Annotated in this window: 17 protein-coding genes; 8 read left to right on the top strand and 9 right to left on the bottom strand. The window is 37.1% G+C overall.

Features of this window, described 5'->3' with window-relative positions; translation table 11 throughout:
* Positions 1 to 172: 172 nt before the first annotated feature.
* Positions 173 to 1,939 carry a S41 family peptidase gene (locus AB1278_RS14580; RefSeq protein ID WP_429815283.1) on the bottom strand — a complete coding sequence of 589 codons (1,767 nt, stop codon included), beginning with the start codon at positions 1,937 to 1,939 and terminating at the stop codon, positions 173 to 175.
* Positions 1,940 to 2,015: 76 nt separating this feature from the next.
* Positions 2,016 to 2,519: a DinB family protein gene (locus AB1278_RS14585; protein WP_429815286.1), complete on the bottom strand. Its 504-nt coding sequence runs from the start codon at positions 2,517 to 2,519 to the stop codon at positions 2,016 to 2,018.
* Positions 2,520 to 2,668: 149 nt separating this feature from the next.
* On the opposite strand from AB1278_RS14585, the gene AB1278_RS14590 reads away from it, so the two are divergent.
* Together AB1278_RS14590 and AB1278_RS14595 are read left to right on the top strand one after the other, a co-directional pair.
* Complete coding sequence (locus AB1278_RS14590; RefSeq protein WP_429815289.1) at positions 2,669 to 3,805, top strand: tetratricopeptide repeat protein; 1,137 nt, start codon at positions 2,669 to 2,671, stop codon at positions 3,803 to 3,805.
* A 77-nt stretch (positions 3,806 to 3,882) separates the two neighbouring features.
* Entirely contained in the window at positions 3,883 to 4,221 is a 339-nt protein-coding gene (locus AB1278_RS14595; RefSeq protein WP_202842974.1) for a nuclear transport factor 2 family protein, read from the top strand.
* Here AB1278_RS14595 and AB1278_RS14600 read toward each other — a convergent pair.
* The 4 genes from AB1278_RS14600 to AB1278_RS14615 form a co-directional block, all read right to left on the bottom strand.
* Positions 4,218 to 4,781, bottom strand: coding sequence for a DUF6624 domain-containing protein (locus tag AB1278_RS14600; protein WP_202842976.1), 564 nt, complete (start codon positions 4,779 to 4,781; stop codon positions 4,218 to 4,220). The genes AB1278_RS14595 and AB1278_RS14600 overlap by 4 nt on opposite strands.
* A gap of 52 nt (positions 4,782 to 4,833) precedes the next feature.
* Positions 4,834 to 5,385, bottom strand: coding sequence for an AAA family ATPase (locus tag AB1278_RS14605; RefSeq protein ID WP_202842978.1), 552 nt, complete (start codon positions 5,383 to 5,385; stop codon positions 4,834 to 4,836).
* Between the two features lie 56 nt (positions 5,386 to 5,441).
* Positions 5,442 to 6,437, bottom strand: coding sequence for an MsnO8 family LLM class oxidoreductase (locus AB1278_RS14610; protein ID WP_202842980.1), 996 nt, complete (start codon positions 6,435 to 6,437; stop codon positions 5,442 to 5,444).
* A gap of 65 nt (positions 6,438 to 6,502) precedes the next feature.
* Positions 6,503 to 6,859, bottom strand: a complete 357-nt coding sequence (locus tag AB1278_RS14615; RefSeq protein WP_110009755.1) for a winged helix-turn-helix transcriptional regulator — start codon at positions 6,857 to 6,859, stop codon at positions 6,503 to 6,505.
* Between the two features lie 108 nt (positions 6,860 to 6,967).
* On the opposite strand from AB1278_RS14615, the gene AB1278_RS14620 reads away from it, so the two are divergent.
* Positions 6,968 to 8,101 (top strand): MFS transporter, encoded by a 1,134-nt coding sequence (locus AB1278_RS14620; RefSeq protein WP_238349690.1) that lies wholly within the window; start codon positions 6,968 to 6,970, stop codon positions 8,099 to 8,101.
* Positions 8,102 to 8,157: 56 nt separating this feature from the next.
* On the opposite strand, the gene AB1278_RS14625 is transcribed toward AB1278_RS14620, so the two are convergent.
* The 3 genes from AB1278_RS14625 to AB1278_RS14635 form a co-directional block, all read right to left on the bottom strand.
* Entirely contained in the window at positions 8,158 to 8,322 is a 165-nt protein-coding gene (locus tag AB1278_RS14625; protein ID WP_202842984.1) for a bacteriocin-like protein, read from the bottom strand.
* A 194-nt stretch (positions 8,323 to 8,516) separates the two neighbouring features.
* Entirely contained in the window at positions 8,517 to 10,013 is a 1,497-nt protein-coding gene (putP, locus tag AB1278_RS14630) for a sodium/proline symporter PutP (RefSeq protein WP_202842987.1), read from the bottom strand.
* Between the two features lie 254 nt (positions 10,014 to 10,267).
* Entirely contained in the window at positions 10,268 to 11,563 is a 1,296-nt protein-coding gene (locus tag AB1278_RS14635; RefSeq protein ID WP_202842989.1) for an Ig-like domain-containing protein, read from the bottom strand.
* Positions 11,564 to 11,797: 234 nt separating this feature from the next.
* Here AB1278_RS14635 and AB1278_RS14640 point away from each other — a divergent pair, with 234 nt between their 5' ends.
* The 5 genes from AB1278_RS14640 (at position 11,798) to AB1278_RS14660 (ending at position 15,106) form a co-directional block, all read left to right on the top strand.
* On the top strand, positions 11,798 to 12,679 hold the full coding sequence (locus tag AB1278_RS14640) for a cupin-like domain-containing protein (protein WP_429815296.1): 882 nt from the start codon (positions 11,798 to 11,800) through the stop codon (positions 12,677 to 12,679).
* 124 nt (positions 12,680 to 12,803) lie between these two features.
* A complete protein-coding gene (locus tag AB1278_RS14645) occupies positions 12,804 to 13,517 on the top strand; it encodes a hypothetical protein (protein ID WP_343640396.1) in 714 nt (237 codons plus the stop codon).
* A gap of 57 nt (positions 13,518 to 13,574) precedes the next feature.
* Complete coding sequence (locus AB1278_RS14650) at positions 13,575 to 14,111, top strand: TetR/AcrR family transcriptional regulator (RefSeq protein WP_343640398.1); 537 nt, start codon at positions 13,575 to 13,577, stop codon at positions 14,109 to 14,111.
* 10 nt (positions 14,112 to 14,121) lie between these two features.
* Positions 14,122 to 14,655 (top strand): Crp/Fnr family transcriptional regulator, encoded by a 534-nt coding sequence (locus AB1278_RS14655; RefSeq protein ID WP_343640400.1) that lies wholly within the window; start codon positions 14,122 to 14,124, stop codon positions 14,653 to 14,655.
* Positions 14,656 to 14,722: 67 nt separating this feature from the next.
* Positions 14,723 to 15,106, top strand: a complete 384-nt coding sequence (locus tag AB1278_RS14660) for a hypothetical protein (RefSeq protein ID WP_429815300.1) — start codon at positions 14,723 to 14,725, stop codon at positions 15,104 to 15,106.
* Positions 15,107 to 15,123: the final 17 nt, after the last annotated feature.

The following is a 15,123-nucleotide window of genomic DNA, read 5'->3' on the forward strand; positions in this document are numbered from 1 at the left end:
AAAGAAATAAACACCTCTATATCAAATAAATATTTAACAATTTTTAATAAATGAAAATGATAAATTTATCACTTAAAATAGAAATAATATAAAATATTATTGTACTGTTAGAATAAAAAAACCAGCTGCAAACAATGAATTTACAGCTGGCTTTATGCGTGTGAAAAACTTTTTATTGTTTTCTAAGTTCTGCTACTTTTTTCAGATAAACATCGGTCTGATCAAGAAATTCCTGATCGGTCTGCTGTATTGTCACATGAGGAATAATCCCCTGTCCTCTTTTCTGATCAGGAAGATTTTGAGCATCCTGGATGACGTGAACAATAGAAAATCCGGTCTGGATTCCGGTATTGGGAAGTTCATACACTAATGGAAGATGGCCATTATGTTCATAATAGCCTCCTACCGTTTCTTTTCCAATCACAACAGCATTGGTATAGGATTTAATAAGGGAAGCAAGGTGTGAAGCTGCAGAAGCTACCCTTTGATCAACAAGCAGATACAGCTGTCCTTTAAAAGTTCTTTCATTAGGCAAAACGGATGGATTCTTGTCATCTGCCCAGTAATATTTCCCCTGAACACTTTTAGGGTAAAGCTGTTTCAGATAGGCATTAAGGCCATGTTTATCCTGTACTCCGTTAGAAAGAAAAAGAGGAGTTATAATGAGTTTTTCCTCCAAAGGAACTTCATTGAATTGGGTGTACGCATAGTGACTGTCACGGAAAGGTCTTTGTGTAAGATAAGAGAATACTTTTTCATAAAGAGCTCCTGTGCCTCCTGTATTTCCTCTGAGATCAATGATCAGATTCTGTATTTTTTCCTTTTCCAGAGTATCCATCATCTGATCAAGAAAAACACTGAATTTTTTATAGGCCGGATCTTCTTTTCCGGTGGCAAAATCGAATCCTCTCAAAGATAATCTGTAAATTCCTTCTCCTTCTTTGCTGAAGCTATATTTTTCAGACAGCAGTTTTTTGTCAAAGGCAAGCGAATATCTTGATTCCTGAAGTTTTTTGAAACTTTCCAATGGTATTCCTTCCAGAGAAACTTCTTTTACGGCTCCATTCCATTGATATCGGATCACATAATTTTTATGGTTTCCGAATTCCATATAAAATTTATCCAGCATTCCTCTTTCAAAACCTGTTGTTTCCTTGTAAGGCATGGAATAGCCATCAGAAAAATAGTATTGCGAGAAACGGCTGATCATTTCTTTTGCAGGAACTCCGTTGATGGAAAGAATTTCGGCACCAAGAGGTATTGCTGCCTCTTTTGAATCCTGAAGCAGGCGTCCGTCAATATTCTTCAGAGTGATGGGCAGATATTCAGGTTTCTGGGTGAGATAATAGGAGGCGTGATTAGGTAAATCCGTATAATTATGGCAGCTTCCTTCAAATCCGGTAAGTCTTGCAATGATTTTATAGAAATCAAAAATATTTTTACTGTTTCTGGCTTCTGCTTCCGCCTGCTGGTAGATGCTGTCTATCTGCTTTTTGCTTCTGTACACATAGAGTCCGGAATTTGCTTTTTCCCTGATCAGGCGGAATGTTCTGAGATCTTCCACAAACTGATCGGAACTGAACTGGCCGTTCAGAACAGGTACGCTTTTAGATTCGGCAATAGATACTTTTGCGATTTTACTTTTTTCAAGATAAGATTTAGCCCAGATCTTTACTTCATATTTCTTTCCTTTTTCAGGAGTAAAATACAGGCGCTCGATACTTTTTATTCCTCTGGAATCATCCTGTTCTTTCAGTTTCTTTCCATCCATGAACAAAGCAATTCCCAGATTAGCATCAGCCGACTGTACTGAGATCCATGATGGTTTGTAAGATTGTGGTGAATATTTCAGGGTGTCTCCCGGTTTAAGCTCCAGATGAGTCTGTGCATATGCACTGTTTAAGAATAGCAAAAGAGGGATGATAAGAGGTCTGGCCATTATTATTTTTTTGAATGGGCTAATATACAAATTAACCTCAACCGATTGAATATTCTTCGGCTATTCCCTTTCAGCACTATAGTTTCACACTCATATCCTGTACTTCTTCTGCAGAAAATCCATAGATCTGTGGCGTTTTTACATCCAGAAGGTTCAGATAGATATATAATTCTGCCCTATGGTGGATTTCATGTTCTATCATAGCCCGGAGCCATTTCCATACAGAAATTTCATGATTGGCAGGAGTAAGGCATTTCCTGGTAAGATCATCATCTGAAAGTCCTGCGATGATTTCAAGCGTCTGCCTATGCATTTCATTAAAAAACTTAACGGTATTCTCATAGCCGTCGGCTAGGTCTTTACCACAACCCGGATAAGCACTTTTCCTTCCTGATATAGTTTCCCCGTACATATACCTTTCGATGGCTGCAATATGTCTTATCTGATCTCCAATGGTAAATTTTCCCGGTTTATAGGAAAAATCAATATGCTCAGGAGGAACAACTTCAATAATGCGGTTGGTTCTCTCTCTTATTTTCTCATAATAATCAATGAATGAGTTCACCGTTTTTATTTCCATATCTTTTGCCTGATTTTTATATAAAGTGAATATAAGAAATCTGATTTAGTGTTTCATCATAAACCATTCAGAATATAAAAAAATCCCCGATAAGTGAGACTAAAATTTGGATGCCTGGCAAATAACCCATATTTTAGTTAAAAATAACCATGATGAAAAGAGGAATCTGCTTGTGTATTATTCTATTAAGCTTTAAAAATTTTACTGCCCAGTCTGCAAAAATTGATACTGAAAAACTTCTTGAGTATTACGAAACACAACGTTATGCTGATGCAGCTACTTATCTTCAGAGTATATATCCCGGAGATACACAGGATATAAAAGCTCTGTCACAAATAGCCTATTGTAATATGATGGCCGGAAAACTACCGGAAGCAGAAAAAAATTATCTGAAGATCAACACCATTCAACCCGACAGTGTGCCCACCTTATTCAGTTTGGCCAGTATCAATTCCAGACGGGGAAATGTTTCCAATGCCAAAACGTATCTTCAACAAATTATACGGCTGGACAGTCTTAATTTCAGTGCTTATAAACAGCTTGCTGCTTATGCAGAAACTCCTGAATCCAGACTTTCTTACCTCAAAAAAGCCAATACCCTTAATTCTGCAGATCCCGATGTAGCTTATGATCTTTCTGCAACTTACATCAGCCTCAAACAATACCAATCTGCATATGATATATTGAAAACAGCCATTGCAGCCGATACTGAGAACTTTACTTTACTGCAGGCTCTACTGCCGGCTGCCAACCAACTCCACAAATATCCGGAAGTGATTGAAACAGGTGAAAAGCTCCTGAAAAACCATGCTGATGTCAATGTAATGAATGATCTCGGACAGGCCTATTTTTATGTAAAGGATTATCAGAAGTGTATCACGCTTTATAAAATACTGGAAGATATGGGAGTACAAAATGAAGGTACATTATATTTTATGGCCCTGAGCTATCGTGAACTGAAAGATTATAACAATGCTGCCCTCTATGCACAAAAGACTATTGACGAAGCTGTTTCAGACCACACCAACCTTTATTATGCTGCACTGGCAGGCATTTATGAAGCTAAGAACCAGTATAATGATGCTGTGACAGCTTATAAAAGAGGATTAACTTTTGGTACCAGCAATATTATTTATTACCGTTTGGGGCTTCTTTATGATCTCAATCTGAAGCAGTCTAAGAATGCCGCAACATATTATCAGATGTACCTTAAAAACAATCCTGACCAAGACAAGGAAAAAGAGCAGATTGCCTATGCAAAAGGAAGAATTCCTGCTTTAAAATAGATAAGCTTTTGTGATTATAGTCACAAGAAGAATCTCCGGTGATCCGTTAATTTTGTATAGACAATAAACAGAATATTATGGACAATACAACGCAAAACATAGCAGAACGATTTATCCAATATCTAAACGAAGAAAATTTTGATAAGGCAGAAAACTGTCTTGATCCTGATTTTAAATTTATAGGGGTAATGGGAAAGAGAGAAGGAGCCTCTGTTTACATCAAAGATATGAAGCAGATGAAGTTTAAGTATGAGATTCTTAAGACTTTTACTTCCGGTGAAGATGTTTGTTTCTGGTACAATATTGATATGGGAGAAAAAACAATAGAATCTTCGGGATGGTATCACGTAAAGGATGGAAAGATCCGTACTTTAAAAGTTCTGTTTGATCCGAGACCTTTATTAAAAGAGTCTTAAATCCATCCTGTTTTTTTCCTCCAGGCGGTATATTCAGCGTCTTTGCCATCAATTTCCGGAATGTCCTGGACCTCCGGGATTTTATTGATATCTGATTCGGAAAGGACCCGCAGATTTACCTTTTCGCGTTCTGTATTTAAGTTTTCTTTGTTTTCTACGGGATAAATTATTCCTTCAGAGGTCAGCTGGGTACCATACTTTTGAGGTTTACCCTGAAAAACCTGAATCCTGTCGTATAAATAGGCTTTATGGATAGGATTAATATCATTGCAATGCTTTTCCATCATAGCGTAGCTTGTTTTCATAAATTCGGGTTCGCCGATAGCATGCTGGATGATCAGCCATGCTGCATCATTAGCTTCCTCACCTACTTTTGAGATGGTAGGATAACCGATTTCTGCTATAATTTCCCGCAGCCGTTGTGCATTGGCTCTATGAATAGTTTCCATTTCGGGATGATAACCTCCGGAAAGCGCTCCTGATTTCAATAGTTTTTCTCTTATGGACAGGTCTTTGTCAGCAAGTTCAATCAGTTCTTTTTCAAAAGGAAGATGGTTCATACTTGATAATTGATAATCGATGAGTGATAATTAATAGGTGATGAAAAATACTTTATATGAGCCTGTCAAGGATAAAACGGGCTCTGTTTTCTACTGAAATTTTTGGGACTTCTATGATATTGTAACCATATTCCTGATAAATTTCGTTCATACATTCAAAGGTAAGCATAGATTTCTCGAAGGTTTGTTTTCTTTCAGGGTCATTTTCGTAAATCTCTTTCCATGGCGGCAGAATGAAAACATTGTTATGATAAATCATTTCTCTTGCTTTAACCTCCATAGATTCCGGAACAGCAATATTTTCAAGTTTCATATAACCAAGTGTATCCAGTATTCCACGGTCAAAGAAAACAGGTTTTGCAGAAGTTGTCTGACTTATTCCCAGGTAGGTTTTTACGGATTCTTCGAACATCAGTTCTGCAAAAAGTTCTTTGTTAAGCCATGGAAGCCCTTCTCCACCGGAATCCATCTGTTCTTTAATGATTCTCCTTCCTTCTTCAGGTACAGTTATCAGTTCACGGTGGCTTAATTCATCCAGCAACGTTGTTTTTCCTGCTCCCGGACCTCCGGTAATGATATAGAATGTTGAAATATTCTGTTTCATGGGTTTGAATTATAGTATAAAACTCCACCATACAGCAGAATTTCATACTGCGGAGTTTATCTGTTATTTTTAATGATACTTTTATACGTGTTGATGCGGTCTTCTTCCCGGTACATATTACACAATATCAGGAGATCATCGGTATTGTACTTTTGGGCAATTTCATCTAATCTCTGGTTAACAGATCCCGGTGTTTCTATAATAATTCTGTTTAAAACCGTATAGAATTCTTCTTCATCCTTGGTTCCCAGAATCTTCTGTTCCACCACTTCCGGAGAAAGAACCGCATCCGGACTTTCTAATTTCCGGGACTGTAAAAACTGATAGGCCATTCCGTACGCATTCCGTCTGGCATCTTCTATTGTATCTGCTACTGATACCGATACGGCAACCTGCAGAGAAGGCCGGGAAAAATATTGTGTTATGTCAAATTCTCTGAGATAAGTATCTGTATTTTCCTTTCCGTTCTCACTATTCATAAAAGCAGCGAATGAATATCCAACTCCATGCTTTGCAGCTTCCCGGGCGGAGGTCATTCCTGAGCCCAGCCACATAATTTCCGGAATATGCTGTACATGAGTCGGCTGTGCAATAAGTCCATCATAAACTCCTTCTTCGTCCTTTATGAATTGAATGATCTCTTCCAGCTTTGTTTCCATATTGGATAAAACTACCGGTTTATGATTGTTCAGTGCCATGACAGCATCTTTTAAACCTCCGGGAGCTTTTCCCAGGCCGAGAATAAAGCGTTCAGGATATAGTGTTGATAACATTTTAGTCCATTCTGCAATCTTATAGGCAGAATAGTTTCTCATCATGATTCCGGCAGTTCCTATTTTAATCCGGTTTGTTTTGCTGAGAGCAATTGCAGCTAAAAGCTCGGGACTGGAACTTCCATAAGCTTCTACTCCATGATGTTCGGAATACATGATGCTGTGAAACCCTGTTTCTTCAGCCATTACAGCAAGATTAAGACTGTTTTTCAATGCAGATGCCGCACTGCCGCCCATGGTAGCGGGTGACTGATCTAATATCCCTAATTTCAGCTTCATACTGTTGGATCAATTTTATGGTGAAGGTATAAAAAAAGCTTTATGTAACAGAAAATGAAGTGTTATCATTCTTTAGGCGGGAAGACAATTCCCTCATCCTTAATCAGATCGTAACCAAATTTCATGATAGTTTCAATAACCGGAATGGCTTTCTCTCCTTTCTTTGTAAGACTATACTCTACTTTTGGAGGAATTACGGGAAATACTTCCCTGTGAATCATCTCTTTAGCTTCCAGCTCACGCAGCTGACTGGTGAGCATTTTATCTGTAATATGAGGAATATCCTTTTTAAGCTCGCTAAAACGGAGTGGCTTCTCCTGCAGTCTCCACAAAATCGGCATCTTCCATGTTCCGCCGATATGGCTTAACGCAAATTCAATAGGGGTATAATACAGTCTTTTATCATGGAAAAATTCAGGCATAACAACGTTTTTTAGATTTACACTTTCAGAAAGGTAAGTATAGAACTAAAAGGTAAGTATATAGTTTTCTGATAGTCTATTCTGCAAATTTGCAAAAAAATAATGAATATGAACAGAAATCTTTATGTACTGGCACTAGGTGTTTTCGGAATTACCACTACAGAGTTCGGAGTGATTGGAGTATTACCCGAACTTGCTTCCGCATTCCGGGTTTCCATTGAAAAAGCGGGATGGCTGCTGAGTGCATTTGCATTGATCGTTGCTGTTTTCGGGCCGTTCATGCTTCTTATATTGTCTTCTTTCAAAAGGAAAAACTTATTGATTTTTTCTTTATCGGTTTTTGTTGCTGCCAATATCCTGTCTGCATTTATTACCAATTTTTATCTCCTTCTCATCGTTAGAATGATTCCTGCATTTTTTCATCCGTTATACTGGTCCATTGCTTTATCTGTCGCCGGGCAAACCTCAGATCCTGCAGAGAAATCCAGGGCTGTTAGTATTATTTTTTCCGGACTTACACTAGCAACGGTTTTAGGAGTGCCATTGGCAACATTTATGTCTGACCTGCTTTCCTGGCAATCCTCTTTTTTACTTACCGCTTCCATTAATGGAGTTGCTCTGGCGGGAGTATGGTTTTATCTGCCATCCATTCAGAATCCGGAAACATCTTCAGGTAAATTTCCCATTAAAATATTCCGGAATAAACATCTATGGAACGGGCTTTTTCTGGCATTCTTCATCATTGCAGCCATGTATTCAACTTATGGTTATATGGCAGATTTTTTAAAGAATGTCACCCAAATGAACGGGAAACAGATCAGTATACTATTTTTTCTGTTTGGAACCGCAGGAATTGCAGGAAACAGAATTGCAGGAAAATATATGAGCAGGTTTCCGTTTCAGACTACTTTTGTGTTCCTGATTTTATTATCCGGAATTCACCTTCTGGTTGGGCATTACGGAAGTTATTTTACACCGATGATTTTTATTGTAACTTTTTGGGGGCTTATTCATTCCGGAGGTTTTCTGATCAGCAATATCAATGTAACGTCTTCCTCATCAGAGACCTCTGAGTTCATCAACAGTATTTTTACTTCCTGCGGGAATTTTGCGGTTACTGCAGGTACTCTTTTGGGAGGTTTTTGGATTGACCGTTATGGTCTAGAAAATATAATGTGGTCAAGTATTGCCGGTCTTGTTCTTGCCATGATTGTACTGCTTGTTAAAAGGAACAGACATTAAGTTGTAATAAAAAGCAAAGCTTTCCATGAAATGGAAGGCTTTGTTTATAGAAATAATTATGCACATAAAATATTTCCACAGCCGCCACCGCCACCGTTTCCATTAAGATAATAACAGATGGTTGTTGGACAGCCACATGCTATACATTCACTGGCTGCGGCAGGACGGCCACCCGTAATTGTTTTTAAACTTCCTCTCGCGATTTTCTTTAAATTTTTCATAATAAATAAGTTATTGGTTTGAAAGGACAAAATAGTGAAAAAATAGCAAAGCACATTTAGCACAAACTGTTAAATAGTATTAAATTTTATAATGAATAATTTTCCCCCCATAAATCGTCTGAAAAATATTAAAACAATAACCCTCGCTGTTCAGCAAGGGTCTATTATTATTGTATCATTGAAAAGCTTCTATATTACTCCTGCATAATCTTTTGAACTTCATGAAATTCACTTTCAATCACAGGATCAGGGTTATAAGTCAATAAAGAAACGATCACATTAGTTAGTAAAGAAAGTACAAACCCAGGAATGATTTCGTACCAGTCTTTCAGCGGATGTTGCAGATAAACCCAGGCTAACACTGTAATTCCCCCTACCATCATCCCGGCAAAGCCTCCCTGCCATGTTGCCTTTTTCCATAAAAGCGACAGCAGGATCAGGGGCCCGAATGCAGAGCCAAAGCCTGCCCATGCATTTCCCACCAGATTAAGAATACTATCCTTAGGATTAAGAGATAAAAGTACCGCAATGACAGCTACCAGTAAAACAGAAAGCCTGCTTGCTATTAATAATTGCCTTGAAGTTGCTTTTTTATTCAGAAAAGCTTTGTAAATATCTTCTGTTAACGAGCTTGAAGTCACCAATAACTGGGAAGAAATCGTACTCATTACCGCAGCAAGAATGGCTGTAAGTAAAAATCCTGCAATAAACGGGTGGAATAATATACGGGAGAAATAGATGAAAATAGTTTCTGCTTCCGTCTTTGATCCGTCAAACTTCATCATGGTATTCATATCGAACTTTTGCAAATAAGCGATTCCTACCAATCCTATGGCCAGAGCTCCTGCAACAGTAAATATCATCCATGTAATCCCGATGCGTCTTGCTTTGATCAGATCTTTCGGTTTATCAATGGCCATAAAACGTACCAGAATATGCGGCTGGCCGCAGTATCCCAATCCCCATGCCAATAAAGAAACAATACTTACAGTCGTTGTTCCTCTGAACAGATCCAGATATTTTGGATTTTTTGCTTCAATCAGAGAAAACGTCTCTCCCACGCTTCCGATCTGGGTAATGGCTACAATCGGAACGATCACCAATGCAAGCACCATGATGGTGCCCTGCACAAAATCAGTAAGACTTACGGCCAGAAAACCACCTAAAAATGTATACAGCACTACTACCAGACTTGTCAGGAGTAAGCCTGCCGTATAATCCATTCCAAAAGCTGATTCGAATAATTTTCCTCCGGATACCATTCCCGCAGAAGTGTACAGGGTAAAAAATACCAGAATGAAAATAGACGATGTAATTTTCAGGAGCTGATTTTTATTTTTAAACCTGTTTTCAAAAAATACAGGTAACGTAATGGCATTCTGTGCCACCTCGGTATAAATTCTGAGTCTTGGGGCTACAATAATATAATTGAGATAAGCACCAATGGTTAATCCTATGGCAATCCACGAACTTGAAATTCCGGACAGATACATTGCTCCCGGAACCCCCATCAAAAGCCATCCGCTCATATCGGCTGCTCCTGCAGACAATGCTGTTACGGCAGCTCCCATTTTCCGGCCGCCAATTAAAAATTCTTCTGAATTACTTGTTGATTTTCTATAAGAATATATGCCTATACCTATCATTAATAACAGGTACAACCCCACAGAAATCCCTTCATATACTTGCATATCATTATTTTTACGAAGCCGAATATAATGATTTTCTAATGAATGGAATTACGCAAAGCAAACTAAGCTTTTACTATTGCAGCTTTTTTCGAACTCTGCCAAACAACAAATGATAATATAAAACCGAGCCCCATAAACAGAACAGGAATATATTTACCCCAAACTTTCTGTAATACTGAAAGATCCAATAACAATCAAAAAGCAAACTATTGAAACTGTATATAAAAGCTGGTTATCGCTCATTTGTAATCAAACTATTTTTCCCTCGTTTTAAATTTTATAACCAGGTTTTCATCTTTCAGAGGGTATCCTTCTTTAGACCTGAAACTTTTATTGGTAAGTATAAATTCATATTCTTTGCCGGGCTTTACATCTACTCCCAAGACCAACGTTTTATCATTATTTTCCATTCCTTTCACTTTGGTCATCGGCATATATTCTTTTCCTTTATCTGAAAGATTGAAAGAATAGTATCCGGGTACCATTTCCTGTGAAAAAGTAATTTTAAGTTCTTTTATATCAGTACTTACGCTCGCAGAGCCATTTTCAGGATCTATTTTTACAACATATGGCTGTTTCTTACGATATTCTTTCAAAAGATCAGCGGTTTTTTCCTTGAAAAACTTTGATTTGCCCAGGAAATCTTCAACAGCTTTATTATCATCATAATTCAGCTCAATAATATCTTTGATGGCCTGCTTTTTATCTTTTGCATTCTGGTAGTACATTTTACTGATCACATAGCCTACATAATATCCTAAATCCGCACCCTCTCCTTTTTGTCTTCCATTATAAAACCAGTTGGGAAGATTACCGCTAAACATTTCTTTTTTAAACTGAGCTTTAATTTCAGCTTCGTGAGCCATTCCGTATGAAATATATTTCCTTTTCAAAGGTTCATTCATCACAAGTTCGGCAATCAGATCACATGATCCTTCCTTTATAGCCTGGTTTAAAACCCTGTTTTGATTTCCGCTCTGCTGGGTATGGATATATTCATGAATATTCAGGGAAACGATATTATCCGGAGACTGATTGGCAAAAACACCCTTCAGCCATTCATCTTTAAATTCTGAGACCTCTGTTGCTTCTGTTCCGCTGGCAAGTTCTGCACCTACCAATACCATATTTCCGCTCACAGTTCCGCCAGAGTTAAGTGCCCCAATTGTAAAATACATTTCGGCATCTTTAAGTTCAGGATACAATTGCTTCAGCCTGACAACACCAGCTTCCAACTCTTTGGTCTTGGTTTTTATTATTAAGGTATTCGGCCTTACTGAATTCCAGAATTTAGGGTATTTTTCTATGACTTTTACATATACACTATCGTTATAATCTCTGGCATCCATAAAAGCTTTTAAGCCTTTTGTTGCTTTATCAGTATAGAGTCGTTTGATAAGATCAAGCTTTCCGGAATAATCATTTGTTTTTTGAATGCTGTCATAAGCCATCCAAAAATTATCAATATCTGAAGTAAAAATCCTTGTTGATTTCTGTGAAAAAGCACTTGCAAATACAAGCAAAAGAAGAATAGTCGAAATACGCTTCATGGCTGTTTTTAATAAAACAATGATACATACAATTATTGTATTCTACAAATATCGTTTATCGTTTGCACACAATAGAATTAAAAGAATAACAGAAACATCCTCATCATAATAACTCCAAAAAAGTAAGGTGTAAATCTGCATTTTACTCTTTATTTATATTAATTCCAAATAATTTTAATTCTTTCCATCTTTTTATCACAAATATTTAATACTTTAGCTTAATAATTTGAACGAATGGGAATAATCCTTAAACCAATTGATATTGTAGATGACATTTCACAGGAAGATTTCCGTGAAAAATATCTAAAGCCATGTAAGCCGGTGGTAATCAGAAATATGGCAAGAAAGTGGCCCGCTTATCAGAAATGGACGATGGATTACATGAAAGAAGTAGTAGGCGATGTTGAAGTTCCTCTTTATGATAGTTCCAAAGCAGATCCTGCCGCTCCTATCAATACTCCGACTACAAAAATGCCTTTTCGTGATTATGTTGATCTTATCCAGAGAGAGCCTACTGATCTGAGAATTTTTTTCTTTGATCCTATAAAATTTGCTCCGAAACTGTTAGACGATTATGTTCCGCCAAAGAATCTTATGGGTGGATTTTTAGATAAATATCCCAGTATGTTTTTCGGAGGCAAAGGGTCTGTGACTTTCCTTCACTACGATATCGACATGCCGCATATTTTCCACACCCATTTCAACGGAAGAAAGCATGTACTTCTGTTTGAATACAAATGGAAAACACGTCTGTATAAGCTTCCTTATGCTACCTATGCACTGGAAGATTATGATATTGGCAATCCTGATTTTGAAAAATTTCCGGCATTAGATGGTATTGAAGGCATTGAATGTTTTCTGGAACACGGAGATACCTTATTTATGCCTACAGGCTGGTGGCACTGGATGAAATATCTGGACGGATCTTTCTCTATTTCCCTGCGTGCCTGGGATAAAAGCTGGGCGGTAAAAGCACATTCTCTCTGGAATCTTGCTGTTCAGCGTAATTTTGATAACTTTATGAAAGCCAGATACAAGAAAAGGTATATGGACTGGAAAGAAAGAAAAGCAGTAGAAAAAGCCCATATCGCTTTGAAAAAAGGACTACCAAAATAAAAACCTTTTAGATAAAAAAGTGGATGATTCCGAGCGAATCATCCACTTTTTTTATTCACTTTTGAGATGTATTGCAAAAAATAATTAAATTGCAAACGTTCCCTAAATACAAAAATACACATACATGTTTGAAAAATTAATCGATAGCTTTGAGAAGCTGTGCCTTCAGATTATTATTGAAATTTTACTGGTTCCTGTAACCATCTTCAAATTGTTTCAGGATCCCCGCCGATGTTATGACCTTTCTGCTCACGAGATGGAAAAAGAGGAAACTGAACGTTTTCACGACTACCTTTCTCCTATCAAACTATCTGTATATACCTCCGTGATTGTCTCTGTAATTTTAATGGATTATGGTGGTGAGCATAATATTATTTCAAAGATCAAAGGGCTCAGTATGGTAGAAAAAGCGCTCTTTATATTTTTGATGAATAATATTACTGCGGTAGTATTCACCGTTGCGATATTATGGTACAAAAAAGAAAAAGTGAATACCGTCACCTTCCGGACCTTATTATTTTCTTTTATTTATACAACCGTATACACCTCTACTCCTTTTTTTATATTAATCAGCTCGGCTATGTTTCTTGGAGAAACTTTGAATGTAGATGCTTATATAGAAAGCCTGGGAAAGATAAGCAACTATGGTACAAGAGAATACCTGTTCTTTCTGGTCTTTCTGGTTTTTATTATCATTGGAATTATCGGAATTTTCAAGCTTTTCAAAGCGTTGCATTATATTCTGAAAAATAACTTCACTTATCATCCTTATATCGTATGGTTTTTTACCTTACTTTTCTTTGTTATTCAGCTATATTATACAAAAGGATTTATTTAAAAACCAACACCTACCAGTCTGTTCATATTTTATTTACATTTGTAAAAATTTTACATCATGCCCAAACCTCGCGAAAGAATAGTAAGCACTGCTATGGTTCTCTTCCATAGACAAGGTTATAACAATACGGGCATCAATCAAATCATTGAGGAGTCTAACGTATCCAAGGCAAGCTTTTACCAGCATTTTAAATCTAAAGATGATCTTTGTATAGAATTTCTCAATAAAAGATATGATTACTGGGTGTCCGAACTTGAAAAATTCACAGCAGAAGCAGAAACACTACAAGAAAAGTTCCGGAAATCCTTCGATTTCCTGATCGACATGAATGAAAGAGAAGATTTCAGAGGATGCAGTTTTCTGAATATTTTGTCAGAAATTCCTGCAGATAAGGAAGAAATTCATAAAGTAATCCGTGATCATAAAATAAAGTTGAGAGAATCCTTCAATGAAGATATCCAAAACGATATGATTTCAGCCCATATCTATCTTCTTTTTGAAAGTTCAATACTGACCAGCCAGCTTTACAGATCGAATGAACTGATTGAAAAATCTAAAATGATCGTTGAGGATCTCCTGAACGACTCCCATTAATCCTTCAGCCATGTATATTCCGGATCTTCATTCTTTTTTGAAAGCTGACCTTCATTTATCCACTGAAGTTACTTATCCTGCTAAAACGATCCTGCTTGAAGAGGGAAAAATTTCTGATAAGATGTTCCTGGTAAAAAACGGAGCATTGAGAGTATTCTTCTATCAGGATGGAAAAGAACTTACCCTGGAATTTATAACAGAAAACCAGGCTGTTTCATCTTTTGACAGTTTCCTGAATGGCATTCCCAGCGATCTTGTCATTGAAACTCTGGAATCAACCACTGTTTATGAATTACACGCTGAAACTTTTCATAGACTCATGGAAAATGAGGAATTCCAGCACACTTTCCAGCCACTTTTTTACAAACGTTTCAGTGAAATTAATAAACGGCTGATTTCTTTTATCAGAGATTCACCTCAGGAAAGGTATCAGCAGCTTCTCAAAAACAGACCGGAGCTTCTTCTGCGCTTTCCACAGCATTATATTGCCTCTTATCTCGGAATCACAAGTGTTTCACTAAGCAGAATACGCAACCGTAAGTAATTTCTTTACAATTGTTATCGTTCAGTCATGAGTCTGTAAGGTAATTTTGCTTCAAAATAATAGAGTTATGAAGCATTTTATCCGGCAGTTATTCAACGATGTACTAGAAAATCCGGTATTTGACGAATTATTAATCGAAAAATATTTTTCAAAAGAATACATTCAGATTGTTGATCATTCTCAGCTTGCTTATGATGAATTTGTTCTTCACATCAGAAAACTGAAAGAAAAAGTGGCTGAACAAAAGCTTGATATCATCAGCCACGCTGAAAATGGGAATATCATATTTACCCACCACATAGCAAAATCCACCCTAAAAGATGGAAGTAAGGTGGTACATAAAGTATTGGCAGAATTTACCCTCCAGAATCATCAGATTATACGATGTAATGAATTGACTTTGCTTCTAGAGGGGAATACTGTTGAAAAGAATTTAGGATCTGAAAGGTAGAGTTTTTAATTGATTAT

The organism is Chryseobacterium sp. NRRL B-14798 (assembly GCF_050470705.1).
Lineage (GTDB): Bacteria > Bacteroidota > Bacteroidia > Flavobacteriales > Weeksellaceae > Chryseobacterium > Chryseobacterium cupriresistens.